General features: G+C 70.2%; 10 protein-coding genes. 5 read left to right on the top strand and 5 right to left on the bottom strand.

Going from position 1 to position 16,248, the window contains the following annotated elements; genetic code table 11:
• Positions 1-384: 384 nt before the first annotated feature.
• Both F0L46_RS01320 and F0L46_RS01325 read left to right on the top strand, forming a co-directional pair.
• On the top strand, positions 385-1,962 hold the full coding sequence (locus F0L46_RS01320; RefSeq protein ID WP_149815231.1) for a class I SAM-dependent methyltransferase: 1,578 nt from the start codon (positions 385-387) through the stop codon (positions 1,960-1,962).
• A 68-nt stretch (positions 1,963-2,030) separates the two neighbouring features.
• The gene (locus F0L46_RS01325; RefSeq protein ID WP_149815232.1) at positions 2,031-2,651 is read left to right on the top strand and encodes a 2-hydroxychromene-2-carboxylate isomerase; all 621 of its coding nucleotides are present in this window, start codon (positions 2,031-2,033) and stop codon (positions 2,649-2,651) included.
• On the opposite strand, the gene mdoH is transcribed toward F0L46_RS01325, so the two are convergent.
• Positions 2,638-4,830: a glucans biosynthesis glucosyltransferase MdoH gene (gene mdoH / locus F0L46_RS01330; RefSeq protein ID WP_149815233.1), complete on the bottom strand. Its 2,193-nt coding sequence runs from the start codon at positions 4,828-4,830 to the stop codon at positions 2,638-2,640. The genes F0L46_RS01325 and mdoH overlap by 14 nt on opposite strands.
• The gene (locus F0L46_RS01335) at positions 4,806-6,413 is read right to left on the bottom strand and encodes an OpgD/OpgG family glucan biosynthesis protein (protein ID WP_240539805.1); all 1,608 of its coding nucleotides are present in this window, start codon (positions 6,411-6,413) and stop codon (positions 4,806-4,808) included. Before F0L46_RS01335 ends, mdoH begins: the two co-directional genes overlap by 25 nt.
• A 258-nt stretch (positions 6,414-6,671) precedes the next feature.
• On the opposite strand from F0L46_RS01335, the gene glmU reads away from it, so the two are divergent.
• Together glmU and glmS are read left to right on the top strand one after the other, a co-directional pair.
• Positions 6,672-8,042: a bifunctional UDP-N-acetylglucosamine diphosphorylase/glucosamine-1-phosphate N-acetyltransferase GlmU gene (gene glmU / locus F0L46_RS01340; protein ID WP_149815235.1), complete on the top strand. Its 1,371-nt coding sequence runs from the start codon at positions 6,672-6,674 to the stop codon at positions 8,040-8,042.
• A gap of 148 nt (positions 8,043-8,190) precedes the next feature.
• Positions 8,191-10,014, top strand: coding sequence for a glutamine--fructose-6-phosphate transaminase (isomerizing) (gene glmS, locus F0L46_RS01345; RefSeq protein WP_149815236.1), 1,824 nt, complete (start codon positions 8,191-8,193; stop codon positions 10,012-10,014).
• A gap of 73 nt (positions 10,015-10,087) precedes the next feature.
• Here glmS and gltA read toward each other — a convergent pair whose 3' ends face one another.
• Both gltA and gltX read right to left on the bottom strand, forming a co-directional pair.
• Positions 10,088-11,377 (bottom strand): citrate synthase, encoded by a 1,290-nt coding sequence (gene gltA / locus F0L46_RS01350; RefSeq protein ID WP_149815237.1) that lies wholly within the window; start codon positions 11,375-11,377, stop codon positions 10,088-10,090.
• Between the two features lie 159 nt (positions 11,378-11,536).
• Positions 11,537-12,970: a glutamate--tRNA ligase gene (gene gltX / locus F0L46_RS01355; RefSeq protein WP_149815238.1), complete on the bottom strand. Its 1,434-nt coding sequence runs from the start codon at positions 12,968-12,970 to the stop codon at positions 11,537-11,539.
• 189 nt (positions 12,971-13,159) lie between these two features.
• Between gltX and F0L46_RS01360 the strand changes: the two genes are divergently transcribed.
• Entirely contained in the window at positions 13,160-15,445 is a 2,286-nt protein-coding gene (locus F0L46_RS01360) for a ComEC/Rec2 family competence protein (protein ID WP_149815239.1), read from the top strand.
• On the opposite strand, the gene lexA is transcribed toward F0L46_RS01360, so the two are convergent.
• Positions 15,442-16,167 carry a transcriptional repressor LexA gene (lexA, locus tag F0L46_RS01365; RefSeq protein ID WP_149815428.1) on the bottom strand — a complete coding sequence of 242 codons (726 nt, stop codon included), beginning with the start codon at positions 16,165-16,167 and terminating at the stop codon, positions 15,442-15,444. The genes F0L46_RS01360 and lexA overlap by 4 nt on opposite strands.
• Positions 16,168-16,248 lie beyond the last annotated feature (81 nt).

Consider the following 16,248-nt stretch of genomic DNA (forward strand, 5'->3'; position numbering starts at 1 on the left):
GTCCCACACACGACGGGGCTTTCGGCGTTCTAAGCGGCAAATCAAGCACACGGCAGAACGCCGCCTTCGCGACGCTTCCGATCGAGCGGCCGGAGCGCGCCGCCGCTCGGGTAAAGACGTTCCGCCGTCGCGCTCCCATGCGCACCGCTCGCCCGGTCGCCTGAGCGGGGAGGGGACAACTACAGCTCAAGCCGTCATGTCTGGTGCCGCTGCTCGGCCGCACGAAGCGCCCGCCCGGCGCGCATCTCCCGCTCGCCAGCCCCGCCCTCGTTTACCCTGGCGATTGTCATACCTATCGCGGCAGCAAACACTTGCGGTAATAGCTCATTCATCAGTGTTGCTAACGCGTCCGCTCGCATGGCGCCGCTACGAGGATGATGGGCTATGGCCGCATGGAGCAACGGGTACGTCGCCGATATCCCCTACACCTACGGCTTCTTCCGCCGCATGGCGCCAGCTCAGCTGCGTCTCGCCGCGCTGACCTGCGGCCATGGGGCGCCGCCGACAGACCGGGTCGCTTATGCGGAGCTCGGCTGCGGGCAGGGCTTCGGGACGGTGCTGCTTGCCGCCGCGAACCCTGACGCCGACATCTACGGCTTCGACTTCAATCCCGAGCAGGTGGCCCACGCGCAGCGGCTCGGCGACAAGGCGGGCCTCTCGAACCTCCATCTTCGCGATCTGAGCTTCGAGGAACTCGCCGAGCTGCCGCTCGCTGATCTGCCCGAGTTCGACATGGTCACGCTCCATGGGGTCTATAGCTGGATCTCGCCCCACGCCCGAGCCGCCGTCACAACCTTCCTCCGCCGAAAGCTCAAGCCCGGCGGCCTCGTCTATATCTCGTACAACGCGATGCCGGGCTGTGCCGCCGTCCAGCCGCTCCAGCGTCTCGTGCGCGCCGAGGCGGCGCGTGCCCCCGGGACGAGCGATGCGCGGGCTCGCGCCGGGGTCGCCTTCGCGGCGAGGCTCGCCGAGAAGGGCTTCGCGTTCCTCAAGGACAGCCCGTCCGTGATGCGCCGCCTTGGGCACCACGAGAACCAGTCCGGTGCCTATCTCGCGCACGAATACCTCAATGCCGACTGGACCCTGTTCTATCTGGAGGACGTCGCCACTGAGCTCGATGCAGCGAAGCTCGTCTTCGTGGGCTCGGGCCGGCTCGCGGAGAACGATCTTCGGCTCTCGGTGCCCGCAGAGCTGCAGGAGTTCTTCAGGGGGATCGAGGATCCGATCCGGCGCGAGACGCTCAAGGATTACTGGGCGAACCGCTCGTTCCGCGTCGACGTGTTCCAGAAGGGGAGCACCCGACCCGGCCGCGAGGACCTGATCGTGGCGACCCGGGCGCAGCGCGTCTCCCTGCGCAAGCCTGCGGATGCCGTGGACCTCACCTTCCCCGTGGGGTCCGGCAAGATGGAGGGCAGGCGCGAGGTGTTCGAGCCGTTGCTCGACCGTCTGTCCGCCGGCCCGGCGACGATCGGCGAGCTGGAGGTCGCCGCTCGCGGCAGGGCCGATTTGCCGACGCTCCTGCGCATGATCATCCTGCTCGACGCGACCGATCAGCTCGGCGCCGCCCGGCTTGCTTCGCCTGACCCGGAGCCCGCACGCCGCCTGAACCAGGTGCTGGCGCAATCCTGGAACGGACCCTACCGGTTCGTCGCCGCCCCGGAGCTCGGCGGAGCCCTGGAGGCTTCGTCCGACGATCTACTCCTTCTGGGCCTCGTGCTCGCGGGCGTCGAGGCGAGCGGCGAGGCTCTGGCTATGGCCGCATTCGAGCGGCTGACGGCCATGCGAAAGGTGGTCCGCGGGGACGACTCGGCCGCGACCGATCACGCGGCGCAGATGGGGATTCTGCGGGAGCGGGCCGGGCGTTTCGTCGACGCCGTCCTGCCGGTGTGGCGCAACGCCGGCATCGTCGGACGCGAGGTGCAGAGCGGGACTGCGGCGCCGCGCCTGACGGCCGTGGGCTGAGCCCGTAGCGGCCGGACCGGAATCGGGGCAGCCTCACCGTTCCGAATCGAGCGTATGCGGAACCCGTCATGTCCCGAAATGTCGAGTATTTCTTCACGACGGCGTCGCCCTGGGCCTATCTCGGGCATGCGGCGTTCATGGAGATCGCGCAGCGGCACAGGCTCGACGTGCAGTTCCGGCCGATGCCGGTGCGGCGCGTGTTCGACGCCACAGGGGGGCTGCCGCTGCCCCAGCGCCACCCCGCGCGCCAGCGATACCGCCTGGTCGAGCTGCAACGGTGGCGGGAGCGCCGGGGGCTGCCGCTCAATCCCCAGCCGAAACACTCGCCCTTCGACGCGAGCATCGCCGACCGGATCGTCATCGCGCTCGCCGGGCAGGGTGCGAATCCCGACGCGTTCATGCGGCGGGTCTTCGCGGGAACCTGGGCCGAGGAGCGCGATCTCGGCGCCCGGGAGCTCCTTGGCGCCCTGCTCGCCGAGACGGGGCACGAGCCGGAGGCTTCGATGAGAGCCGCCGAGAGCGAGGCCGTGGCGGCCCTCTATGACGCGAACCGCGAGGCCGCCGTGGCCATGGACGTGTTCGGGGCGCCGTCCTACGTGCTCGACGGCGAGGTCTTTTGGGGGCAGGACCGCCTCGACCTCCTCGACGAGGCGCTCACGTCGGGGCGGGAGGCTTTCAGGGCGGGCTGACGGCCTCAGCCCGGCTCAGACGGCTCAGCACGTCGAGGAGGGCGCGATCGTGCAGCACGATCATCCGCTCCTTCGGCTTGAGCCAGGAGACGGCCTCCTCCAGGGTCTCGGCTTCGACGAGCTTCGCCTGGGCCAGCGCCCGCTCGGGCTCGATCTGGCCGCGGGGGCGCGAGGGCTGCGGCGGCAGCATGGCCTCGTGGGCGCGGCGCAGGCGCTCGTTCTCGTAGACGGCGACGAGCGCATCCGTATCGTCGAACCCGGCCTCGGCGAGCTCGCGCTGGAGGGCGTTGGCACGGGTCGCGATCGGCGGCACGGCATGCTCCTCCGGGGTCATGAGCAGACCTAAGCGCTTCAACGCGAGCCCCGCCGTGAGCTGGCCGCTGAGCCACGAGATCGGGATCGCGAGGACGAGGCCCAGGATCGTCGGCGACATCCACAGGAACAGGGACGTGGCGATCAGGAAGGCGGACACGCCCGCGAGCACGCCCATGGCCGTGTGCCAGCGGTGCCGGCGGACGATGTCGCGCATGGGGATCGAGCCGTCGTCGCGGCGCTGCGGGTTCCAGCCCGTGTCGCGCCCGAGCAGGATCTGGAACACGGATCCCGACTGGATGAGCATCAGGATCGGCGCCACGAGGGCCGACAGGACCACCTCGATGAGAGCCGAGATCACGAGGCGGAACGCGCCGCCGCAGGCCCGCCGCCCCTTCGAGTCGAGGAGCATGAGCACGAGGCCGAACGCCTTCGGCGCGAGCAGGATGCCCATGGTGAGGCCGAACAGCGCCAGAGCGCGCTCGGGGTCGAAGCGCGGCCAGACCGGGAAGAGGCTGAACTCGCGGGTGAAATATTCAGGCCGGATATAGGTGGTCTGCAGGACGAGGACGATGCCGACCACGAGCTGGAGGAGCCACAGGGGCGAGGCCAGGTAGGAAGCGATGCCGGTCGCGAAATGCTGGCGCGAGGCGAGCTTGAGGCCGCTCGCCGTGATGACCCGCGAGTGCTGGAGGTTGCCCTGGCACCAGCGCCGGTCGCGCACCGACAGGTCGATGAGCGAGGGCGGGCTCTCCTCGTAGGAGCCGCCGAGGTCGGGCAGCATGTAGACGGTCCATCCGGCGCGGCGGATGAGGGCGGCTTCCACGAAGTCGTGGCTCAGGATGTGCCCGCCGAAGGGCGGTCGGCCCTTGAGGTCGGGGAGACCCGCGTGAGACGCGAAGGCCCGCGTCCTGATGATCGCGTTGTGGCCCCAATAATTGCCGTCGCGCCCCATCCAGACCGACAGGCCCGTCGCGATGACGGGGCCGTAGACCTTTGCGGCGAATTGCTGGAGACGCGCGAAGAAGGTGTTGCGGTTGATGATGAGCGGAAGGGTCTGGATGATGCCGGCGTCGGGGTCGGCCTCCATCGCGATGGCGAGGCGTACGATGCAGTCGCCGGTCATGAGGCTGTCGGCGTCGAGCACCACCATGTGCTCGTACGCGCCGCCCCAGCGGGTGACGAAGTCGGCGATGTTGCCCGCCTTGCGGTGGTGGTTCTTCTCGCGGTGGCGGTAATAGATGCGGGCGCCGGGCCCGATCCGCTCGCGGAAGGCCATGAAGGCGCGCTCCTCGGCGACCCATGCGTCGGCCTGGGTCGAATCGGAGAGGATGAAATAGTCGAAATGGTCGCCGAGCCCCGTGGCGTCGACGGATTCGTGGATCGCCTGCAGCGCCGCGAAGGTCCGCGCGGTGAGCTCGTTGTAGACGGGCATCACGATCGCCGTGCGGGCGTGCAGGGCGCCCGGATAGGGCTCGGGCGCCGGCGGACGGCGCAGCAGCGCGACGAATCCCAGGAGCGCGCTCGTGAAGGCAAGCGCGATCCAGGAAAAGTTGACCGTGAAAAGCGCGAGCAGGACGTACTGAAGGGCGGTCGTGCGGCTCACCGACACCACCTGGTACATCTCCCAGGCGCCATAGACGGTGAGCGCCGCGGCGCCCCCGAACACGAACAGGCGCGCGAACCGGGGAACCCGGTAGAGCCCCGGCGCGGTGAACCGGCGCTCCTCCTCGGACGACCAGCGGCGCAGGGACTGCACCGGCATCGAGAGGCGGTTCTCGGGCGGCAGGGCGGCCTCGGCCTGCGGCGCCGGCGCCGCGGGCGCTGCGGCCTCGGAGTGGGTCAGGGTGTCCAACGATACAGCCATGTCTCGGTCAGCGGCTTTCCGGCCGCTTCCAGCACCAGCCTGATCTCAGAGGCGTTTTCAGGGCCAGGGTCAAGCTCGAACGAGACGCGGACGGTTTTGCGATCCGGATAGAGCCACAGGCGCGAGCTCGGGATCGTGCCCGGAGCGGCCGTGAGCACGGTGCGGATGTCCGCAAGCGGTACCGCCATCACGGTGTCGCCGGTGAAATCCACGACGAAACGGCGCCGCCGGCCCCCGCCGCCTCGACCCACGCGGCTGTTGGTCGCGATCGCAACCGGGGGGCGAACAGGCGGGGCCCAGCCCCAGAACTGGCGATAGGCCACCGCCACCTCGGCCCCGGGCGGCATCGCGTTGCGCGGACGCCAATAGGCGAGGACGTTGTCGTTGACCTCCGAGTCGGAGGGGATCTCGATGAGCTGGACCGCGCCCTGGCCCCATTCGCCCACGGGCTCGATCCACAGGCTCGATCGCCGTTCCCAGCGCTGGTCGTCGTCCTGGAACTGAGCGTAGTCGCGCTCGCGCTGCACGAGGCCGAAGCCCTGCGGGTTCCGGTCGAGGAAGGCGGAGATCTGAAGGGTCTCGGGGTTCTGAACCGGGCGCCACAGGTTTTCGCCGGTCCCCGTGAGCATCTGCAGTCCCGAGACGTCGTGGACGCTCGGGCGCACGTCGTCGCCCCCGCGACGCCGCATGCCCCCATGCAGGTAGGACGCGCCCATGCCGCCCATGCCGACATGCTCGAGCGGCACGCGGGGGAAAAGGGTGGTCTCGACATCGACGATGGTCATGTCGCCCGGGCGGAAGGTCATGCGCACGGCGCCGGACACCGATTCGGAATCGATGAGCCCGTGCACCACGAGCGCGCTCACGCCGGCAAGCGGCCGCTCCAGCCAGAACGCCCGGAACGCGGGGAATTCCTCGCCCCGGGCCTCGGCGGGCCGAAGCGTCAGGGCGCGCGCGACGACGCCGTAATTCTGGCCGCGTCCCATGGCGCGAAAGAACGTCGCGCCCTGGACGAGGGCGAACTCGTTGAGCGCGCCGTTCGGGCCCGCGACGTGGAGGCGGAAGCCCGAGAAGCCGATGTCGCCGAGATTGGCGGGCGCGTTGATGCGGCCGAGGTCGTACTTGGACCGGTCGTAGACCACCCGCCGCGTGATGCCGTCCTCGACGGCGAAGAGCAGGACCGGCGTGGTGAACACGAAGCCGCGGTGCAGGGGCTCGGCCACGAAGCCGCGTCCCTCGCCGCCCCACACGATGGCCTGCGGGAGCGCGCGGATCGAGACATATTGCTCGAAGGTCAGGCCCGACAGCACGTCGGGGAGGTCGGAGGGCGGCGGCACGAACGGGCGACGCGCGAGCACGCGGGCGACCTCGACGACGCGGCCGTGGTCGAAGCGCTGGCCCTCGCCGAGGACCGAGGCGATGACGGCGCCGAGCCCCTGCGGCTGCTGGGCCTGGGCCGGGGTGCCGCCGAGAGCCGCGCCGAGGCCGGCGCCGCCGGCCAGCGCCAGGAGCTCACGGCGGCTCGGCAGCCAGGGGCACGGCGAGGAGGGGCGATCGTCCGGAAAACGGGTACGCGTGACCACGAGAGAACCTGTGCGGAGAACGGTGCCGCTCGTTTCTACACGAAGCCGCTGTCGTTCGGGAGGGGGCGCAGCCATGCACGTAGGGGCACCCCTCCGGAAGGTCAACGCATTGCGCCGGAATGCGGGCCGACCGGCCTTAGGGACGGCGGCTCGCGCCCGTCCCCACGGCGGGAGCTCGCCTCCCCGGTGCGACGCATTGCGCTGGACTCCCGTCTTGGGATAGCTGCTTTCACCCGACCCAATCAGGCATTCCGCTCCATGGCCCAATCCGCCTCATCGTCCGCCGCTGGCTGCCTCGCCGTGGTTCTCGCCGCTGGCGAGGGCACGCGCATGCGATCCAACCGGCCGAAGGTCCTGCACGAGATCGCCGGCGCGTCGATGCTGAGCCATGTTCTTCGCGCCGTCGGCGCGGCCGGGGCCGATCGCCTCGCGGTCGTGATCGGGCCCGATCGCGCCGACGTGGAGTGCGCCGCGCGCGCCGTGGCGGCGGACGCGGAGATCGTTGTGCAGGGCGACAGGCTCGGCACCGCCCACGCCGTCCTGCGCGCCCGCGCTGCCCTCGAGCGCGGACCCGAAGCCGTGATCATCGCCTTCGCCGATACCCCGCTCGTGCGGCCCGAAACCTTCGCGCGCCTCCTCGCGCCCCTGCGCGAGGGCGCCGCCGTGTCGGTCCTCGGCTTCGAGGCCGCGGTGCCGACGGGCTACGGGCGTCTTGTCCGCGAGGGCGGGCAGCTCGTGGCGATCCGGGAGGAGCGGGACGGGTCCGACGAGGAGCGCGCCATCACCTTGTGCAACGCCGGCCTCATGGGGCTTCGCGGCGACGTGGCGCTGGCGCTCCTGGATCAGGTTCAGAACCACAACGCCAAGGGCGAGTACTACCTCACCGACGTGGTCGAGATCGCCCGGGCTGCCGGGCATTCCGTCGCGGTGGTGACGGCGCCCGAGGAGGAGGTGCAGGGCGTCAACGACCGCGCTCAGCTCGCCGGGGCGGAGCGCAGCATCCAGGAGCGCCTGCGCCGCGCCGCCATGGCGAACGGCGCCACCCTCGTCGCCCCCGAGACGGTGTTCCTCGCCCATGACACGCGCATCGGCCGCGACGTCGTGATCGAGCCGAACGTGATCTTCGGGCCCGGGGTCGTCGTGGAGGACGGGGCGGTCATCCACGCCTTCTCGCATCTCGAGGGGGCGAGGGTCGGACCGAAGGCGAGCGTCGGCCCCTTCGCGCGGCTTCGCCCGGGCACGGTGCTCGGGCCCAAGGCCAAGGTCGGCAACTTCGTCGAGACGAAGAACGCGGATGTCGGCGCCGGGGCGAAGGTGAACCACCTCACCTATATCGGAGACGCGACAATTGGAGCGGACGCGAATATCGGCGCCGGCACCATCACCTGCAACTATGACGGCTTCTTCAAATACCGCACGGAGATCGGCGCCGGCGCCTTCGTGGGCTCCAACAGCGCGCTGATCGCGCCGGTGCGGATCGGGGAGGGGGCCTATGTGGGCTCGGGCTCGGTGATCACCGACGACGTGCCGGCAGACGCCCTTGCCGTGGCTCGTGGGCGGCAGGCCGTCAAGGACGGCTGGGCGGCGGCATTCCGGGCGGACGCGCAGGCGCGCAAGGCGAAGACGTAGGGCGCGTGGCGGGTGTCGGCTTCCTCCGGCGCCCGCCTGGTGCTAACCCATCGGATTCACGACATAATCTTTCACTCGTTTTGATTGGCATCCGCCTCCGGCCGTCGTCTAGAAGACGGGGAAGCGTCACGTTAGGAGCACTCCGGTCATGTGCGGCATCGTTGGGATCCTCGGCAAGAGCGCGGTCGCGGGCCAGGTGGTCGACTCGCTCAAGCGGCTCGAATATCGCGGCTACGACTCGGCCGGCGTCGCCACCCTGGAGCATGGCCGGCTCACCCGGCGCCGCGCCGAGGGCAAGCTCGTGAACCTGGAGCTGCGGCTCTCGCAGGAGCCGCTGTCTGGCACCATCGGCATCGGCCACACCCGCTGGGCGACCCACGGCCGCCCCAACGAGATCAACGCCCATCCCCATGCCACCGACCGGCTGGCGGTGGTCCACAACGGCATCATCGAGAACTTCCGCGAGCTGAAGGCCGAGCTCGAGGCCAAGGGTGTGCGCTTCGAGACCGAGACGGACACCGAGGTGGTGGCTCAGCTCGTCACGCACGAGATGCGCGGGGACAAGGGCCCGGCGGAGGCGGTCGCGGCCGTGCTGCCGCGGCTTCGCGGCGCGTTCGCGCTGGCGTTCCTGTTCGACGGGGAGGAGAACCTGCTCATCGGGGCGCGGCGCGGCTCGCCGCTCGCGATCGGCCATGGCGACGGCGAGATGTATCTGGGCTCCGACGCCCTCGCGCTCGCTCCCTTCACCGACCAGATCACCTACATGGAAGAGGGCGACTGGGCGGTCCTGTCGCGCTCGGGCGTCGAGATCCGCACGGCGGAGGGGGCGCCCGTCAAGCGCCAGCGCCAGCAGATCCCCACGGGTGCCTACGCGGCCGACAAGGGCAACCACCGGCACTTCATGGCGAAGGAGATCTACGAGCAGCCCGAGGTCGTGGCCCGCACGCTCGCCCATTACATCGACATGGCCCGCGGCCGCGTCTGCCCCGTCGACATGCCCGTGGACTTCGCGCGGCTCGACCGGATCTCAATCGCGGCCTGCGGCACGGCCTACCTCGCCGGCATGGTGGGCAAGTATTGGTTCGAACGCTTCGCCCGCCTCCCGGTGGAGATCGACGTCGCGTCGGAGTTCCGCTACCGCGAGGCGCCGCTGGAGAAGGGGGGGCTCACCCTCGTGATCTCGCAGTCGGGCGAGACGGCCGACACGCTGGCCTCGCTGCGCTACGCCAAGCAGTGCGGCCAGAACGTGCTGGCGGTGGTGAACGTCCCCACCTCCACGATCGCCCGCGAGAGCACGGCGGTCGCGCCGACGCTGGCGGGCATCGAGGTGGGCGTCGCGTCCACCAAGGCGTTCCTCTGCCAGCTCACCGTGCTTCTGTGCCTCGCCGTCGCGGCGGGCCGCGCCCGGGGGACGCTGTCGGCCGAGGACGAGCGCGGCATCGTCGACGCGCTCATCGGCGTGCCGGGGTTGCTCGCGGAGGCGCTCAAGGGCGAGCGGCAGATCGAGGTTCTGGCGCGCGAGATCGCGAAGGCGACGGACGTGCTCTATCTCGGCCGCGGCACCTCCTATCCGCTCGCCATGGAAGGCGCGCTGAAGCTCAAGGAGATCTCCTACATCCATGCCGAGGGCTATGCCGCGGGCGAGCTCAAGCACGGCCCGATCGCCCTGATCGACGAGCGGATGCCCGTGATCGTCATCGCGCCCTACGACGCGGTGTTCGAGAAGACGGCGTCGAACATGCAGGAGGTGGCGGCGCGGGGCGGGCGGATCGTGCTGCTCACCGACGAGCGCGGCGCCGCCGAGGCGGGCCTTGAGACGCTCGCCACCGTGAAGCTCCCGGAGGTGCACCCGGCGGTGGCGCCGCTGATCTACACGGTCCCGGTCCAGCTGCTCGCCTACCACACGGCAGTCTTCATGGGGAAGGACGTGGACCAGCCGCGCAACCTCGCGAAGTCCGTCACCGTGGAATAGAACCGGCCCTCGTCCGATGACACGAAAAAGGGCCCCGCGAGGGGCCCTTTCCATATATGTCGACGCGCGCGCTTCAGCGCTGCGCGATCGGGACGTAGTCGCGCTGGGGCTCGCCGACATAGAGCTGGCGCGGGCGCCCGATCTTCTGCGACGGGTCCTCGATCATCTCGCTCCACTGGGCGATCCAGCCCACGGTGCGCGCGAGCGCGAACAGCACGGTGAACATCGACGTGGGGAAGCCCATCGCCTTGAGGGTGATGCCCGAGTAGAAATCGATGTTCGGATACAGCTTCTTCTCGACGAAGTACTCGTCCTTGAGGGCGATCTGCTCCAGCTCCACCGCCACGTCGAGGAGCGGGTCGTCCTTGATGCCGAGCTCGGAGAGGACCTCGTGCGTGGTCTTCTGCATGATCTTGGCGCGCGGGTCGTAGTTCTTGTAGACCCGGTGGCCGAAGCCCATCAGGCGGAACGGATCGTTCTTGTCCTTCGCCTTGGCGATGTACATGGGAATGCGGTCCGGCGTCCCGATCTCCTGCAGCATCTGCAGCGCCGCCTCGTTGGCGCCGCCATGGGCGGGGCCCCACAGGCAGGCGATGCCCGCCGCGATGCAGGCGAAGGGGTTGGCGCCCGAGGAGCCCGCGAGGCGCACCGTCGAGGTCGAGGCGTTCTGCTCGTGATCCGCGTGAAGGATGAAGATCCGGTCGAGCGCGCGCGACAGGATCGGGTTGACCTTGTATTCCTCGCAGGGAACGCCGAAGCACATTCGCAGGAAGTTCGACGTGTAGTCGAGGTCGTTCTTCGGATACATGAACGGCTGGCCGATCGTGTACTTGTAGGCCATCGCGGCAAGGGTCGGCATCTTCGCGATCATGCGCATGGACGCGACCATGCGCTGATGCGGGTCCGAGATGTCGGTTGAGTCGTGGTAGAAGGCCGAGAGCGCGCCCACCGAGCCCACCATGACGGCCATCGGGTGCGCGTCGCGGCGGAAGCCCTGGAAGAACCGGGTCATCTGCTCGTGCACCATGGTGTGGCGCGTGACGCGGTAGTCGAAGTCCGCCTTCTGGGTCGGGGTCGGCAGCTCGCCGTAGAGCAGCAGATAGCAGGTCTCGAGGAAGTCGCCGTGCTCGGCGAGCTGCTCGATGGGGTAACCGCGATAGAGGAGGACGCCTTGGTCACCGTCGATATAGGTGATCTTCGACTCGCAGCTCGCCGTGGAGGTGAAGCCGGGATCGTAGGTGAACATCCCCGTCTGGGCGTAGAGCTTGCTGATGTCGATGACGCTCGGGCCGATGCTGCCCGGCTTCACCGCCATTTCAACCTGCTTGTCGTCGACGCTGACGGTGCTCGTTTTGCCGGTCATGGACGATGGCCCTTTCATGACATGGGGCGCCAGAACCTGTGCCTTGGGTCCTTGGCGGGAGGCTTCCCCTAGGGCCGGGCGGTTCTGGTCGTATGGGTGACGACGTGGGGCTTCGGTAGCGTATCCGTAGAAGCCCCGCAAGCGCGTCAAAAGGTGGGATCAGGCCCTTGGAACGCCCTGATCCTTGAGGCGTTCCAGGCTTTCCTCGCGCCCGAGCACCGCCATCACGTCGAAAAGCCCGGGCGATTGCGATTTTCCCGTGAGCGCCGCGCGCAGCGGCTGGGCGACCTGCCCGAGCTTCACGCCGATCGCCTCGGCATGGGCGCGGACCGCCCCCTCCGTGCTCGCGGCCGACCACTCCGGCAGCGCCTCCAGGCGGCCGATGACGCCCGACAGCCGCTCGCGCCCGCCCTCGCTGAGGATGCCCGCCGCCTTCTCGTCGAGGACGAGCGGCCGGGGCGCGTAGAGGAAGGAGGCGTTGTCCCACAGCTCGCGCAAGGTCTTGGCGCGCTCCTTGAGCCCCGGCATGGCGGCGAGGAGGCGGGCCCGGAAGGCGGGCTCGAACGCGGTCCGGCCGACCCCGGCCGGGGCGTCGAGCTCCGGCAGGATCGTCTCCAGCGCCTCCACCAGGCGCTCGTCCGTGGCGCCGCGCATATAGTGGCCGTTGACGTTCTCGAGCTTCGCGAAGTCGAAGCGCGCCGGCGAGCGGCCGATGCTCGACAGGTCGAAGGCGGCGATCATTTCCTCTGTGGAGAAGATCTCCTGGTCGCCGTGGCTCCAGCCGAGGCGCACGAGGTAGTTGCGCAGCGCCTCCGGCAAGTAGCCCAGGCCGCGATAGGCGTCGACGCCCAGCGCGCCGTGGCGCTTCGACAGCTTGGCGCCGTCCGAGCCGTGGATGAGCGGGATATGCGCCATGACGGGCACGGACCAGCCGAGCGCCTGGTAGATCTGGGTCTGCCGCGCCGCGTTGGTGAGGTGGTCGTCGCCGCGCACGATGTGGGTAACGTTCATGTCGTGGTCGTCCACCACGACGGCCAGCATGTAGGTCGGCGTGCCGTCGGAGCGCAGGAGGACGAGATCGTCGAGGTCCTTGTTCTGCCACACGACGCGGCCCTGCACCTGGTCCTCGACCACGGTCTCGCCCTCGGTCGGCGCCTTGAGGCGGATGACGGGCTTCACGCCGGCCGGCGCCTCGGAGGGGTCGCGGTCGCGCCAGCGACCGTCGTAGCGCAGGGGCCGTCCCTCACGCCGGGCGGCCTCGCGCATCTCCTCGAGCTCCTGCTGCGACGCATAGCAGTGATACGCCCGGCCGGCCGCGAGCAGGCTCTCGGCCACCTCGCGGTGTCGCGCCGCGCGGGAGAACTGGTAGACCACGTCGCCGTCCCAATCGAGGCCGAGCCAGGACAGGCCGTCGAGGATCGCCCCGATCGCCGCGTCCGTCGAGCGCTCCCGATCCGTGTCCTCGATGCGCAGGAGCATCTTGCCCCCAAGGCGGCGCGCGTAAAGCCAGTTGAAGAGCGCCGTGCGGGCACCCCCGATATGGAGGAAGCCCGTGGGCGAGGGCGCGAAACGGGTGACGACGGAACCGGACATGGACACGATCTGCTGCGAGGGGCGGGGGCCTTCGGGCCGTGGGCTGCCTATCACGGCGCGCACGCGGCGTTAAGTCGGCGGATGCCGGCGGGTTCCTGCGTTCGGCTCAACCTCAGGCCTTAGTGACGGGGAGGGGCGACGCGGCGTTGCGGCGCCCTATAATGCGGGTGTTCCCAACGGACGGCGCCGATGCCGCACACCCGTTCCAGCCCCGCCTCCGCCGCACGGACCCGCGCGTCCGAGGCGCTCGGCGTCGCGTGGAGCAGCGGCGCCGGACGTGCATTCCCCGCGCGCATGCCGGACGTCGGCGCCCTCCTGGTCGCCTGGCTCGGCGAGGAGGTGGAGCGAAGGCGCTTGTTTCCCTGGATCGCGGTCGCGTTCGGCGTCGGCGTGCTCCTGTTTTTCGCCGCGGAGGGTAGCCCGTCGCTCTGGGCGCCCGTCGCTGGTTTCGGCCTCGCGACGGCAATTGCGGTCGCCTTGCGTCACCGGGTGTGGGGGCTTGCGGCGGCGATCGGCTGTGCGGCCCTCTTTGCGGGATTTGCCGCCGGGGTCCTGCGCCTGCGTGCCGTCGAGGTGCCGTTGGTGGAGCGCATCACCGTCGCGAAGCTGTCGGGCTTCCTGGAGGAAGCCGAGATGCGGGGGCAGGGCGCGCGCCTCACGCTCCGGATCCACGCGATCGAGGGGATCGCCCCCGAGCGCCTGCCCCGGCGAGTGCGGGTCACCGTGCGCGAGGCCCGCGGGCTTGCGGCAGGCGACTTCCTGGAGGGGCGCGCGCGGATCCTGCCGCTCCCCGAAGCCGCGCGTCCCGGCGGCTACGATTTCGCGCGCGACGCCTATTTCAAGGGGCTCGGCGGCATCGGCTCCCTGCTCGGCCCACCCCGCCGCGTCGCGCCGCCCGGGCCGCCCGATTGGGACCTGCGGATCGCGGCCCTCGTGGACCGAGCGCGCAATGAGGCGACGCAACGGATCGCCGGCGTGATCGGCGGACAGGCCGGCGCCGTCGCGGCGGCGCTCGTCACGGGCAAGCGAGGCCTCATCGAGGAGGAGACGAACGACGCCCTGCGGGCGGCTGGGATCTACCACATCGTCTCCATCTCCGGGCTCCACATGGTGCTTGCCGCGGGCACGATCTTCTGGCTCGTGCGCGGTGCCCTCGCCCTGAGCGCCGCCGCCGCGCTCCGCCTGGCCTGCAAGAAGATCGCGGCCGCCTGCGGCATGGCGGGGGCTTCCGCCTATTGCCTGTTCTCGGGCGCCGAGGTCGCGACGGTGCGCTCCCTCATCATGATCCTCGTCATGCTCGGCGCGGTGCTCGTCGACCGCCCCGCCGTGACCTTGCGCAACCTCGCGGTCGCCGCGCTCATCGTGATGGCGCTGGAGCCCGAGACCATCCTCGGCCCGAGCTTCCAGATGTCGTTTGCCGCGGTGGGTGCCCTCGTCGCAGCCGGGGAGTGGTGGTCGAGGCGGCGCCCGCCCACGGAGCCGGGCGGCTTGATGCGGCGGGCGGGCCGCTGGCTGCTCGGGGCCGCAATCGGGCTCTTGTCGACGACGCTCGTGGCGGGCATTGCCACGGCGCCCTTCGCGAGCTTCCATTTCCAGGCCGCGAACCCCTACGGGATGCTCGGGAACGCGCTGGCGCTCCCCCTGGTGTCCCTCGTCGTCATGCCGGCGGCCGTCCTTGGGATGCTGGCCTATCCGTTCGGCCTCGACCGATGGGTGTGGGAGCTGATGGGGTTTGCCGTCGACGGCGTCCTGCGGAGCGCGGCGGCTGTCGCGGAGCTCGATGGATCGGCGCTCGTGACCGCGGCCTTCGGCCCCGGCGCGCTCGGGCTCATGACCCTCGGCCTCGTGATCGCGGTCCTGATCGGCTCGCCGCTGCGATGGCTCGGCTTCGTGCCCGCCCTGAGCGGCCTGTGGCTCTCGACGATTCCGGACAAGCCGGAGCTCTATGTCGACCGCGAGGGGGCCGGTGCCGCCGTCCGGACCGCCGACGGGCGCCTCGCGATCGCCGGAAAACCGTCGGCCTTCGTCATGGCTCAATGGCTTCGAGCAGACGGCGACGCGCGGGAGCCGGACGACCCGACCCTGCGCGGCGGCACGCGCTGCGATCCCCTGGGCTGCGTGGTCTCCCTCCCGGACGGAAGGGCCGTCGCCTACGTGGCCGACCGCCGCGCCTTCCCGGAGGATTGCCGCCGGGCCGCCATCATGATCACGCGCCTGCGTGCGCCGCCCGATTGCGCGGCTCCATTGATCCTCGACCGCGCCTTCCTCGACCGGCACGGCGCGACGAGCGTGATCTTTCGCGACGGCCGCCCCGAGATCGCGACCGTCCGCGCGCCGGATCGCACGCGCCCCTGGCTCACAGGCCCGCCGCAGGCCCGCCCGATCGCGCCGCGCCCGAATGCGAGCCCGCCGCGACAGCAGCCTCCGGCCGAGATCCCGGACGAGGAGCCCGAGGCGGTTCTCGGCGAGCCCTAGTTGTAGCGACGCACGAGGCTGATGAGCTTCCCCTGGATCTGGACCCGGTCGGGACCTAGCACGCGCGTCTCGTAGGCCGGGTTGGCGGCCTCCAGCGCGATCGAGGACCCGCGACGGCGGAAGCGCTTGAGAGTCGCCTCCTCCTCGTCGATGAGCGCCACGATGATGTCGCCGGTGTTCGCCGTGTCCTGGCGCTTGATGACGACCACGTCGCCGTCGAGGATGCCGGCCTCGATCATCGAGTCGCCGCGAACCTCCAGGGCGTAGTGCTCGCCGCCGGTGAGGAAGTCGGGCGAGAGCGCGATGGAATGGCTGCGGTTCTGGATCGCGGAGACGGGCGTACCGGCCGCGATCCGGCCCATCACGGGCACCATCACCGACTTGCCGTCGTCAGCCAGATGCTGGCTCGGAGCCGGACCGGGAGCGGGCGCCGGCGCGGGCTTCGGAGCCCGCGCAAGGCCGCCCTCGACCACGCTCGGATTGAAGCGGCCCCGCGCCGTCGAGGGGGCCTCGGGCATCCGCAGGACTTCCAGCGCGCGCGCCCGGTTCGGGAGCCGGCGGATGAAGCCCCTCTCCTCGAGGGCCATGATCAGCCGGTGAATGCCCGACTTCGATTTCAGGTCCAGCGCGTCCTTCATCTCGTCGAAGGACGGCGGGATCCCGGTCTCGCGCAGGCGCTCGTGGATGAAGCGGAGCAGTTCATGCTGCTTGCGGGTGAGCATCGGACCTTCCATCGCCGGGCTCCGCGGGCGCGGAACCGATTCCGTAAACAAAGCAGGAACAACCTAAACGTTCCCGCTGTG

The organism is Salinarimonas soli (genome assembly GCF_008386575.1).
GTDB classification, from domain to species: domain Bacteria; phylum Pseudomonadota; class Alphaproteobacteria; order Rhizobiales; family Beijerinckiaceae; genus Salinarimonas_A; species Salinarimonas_A soli.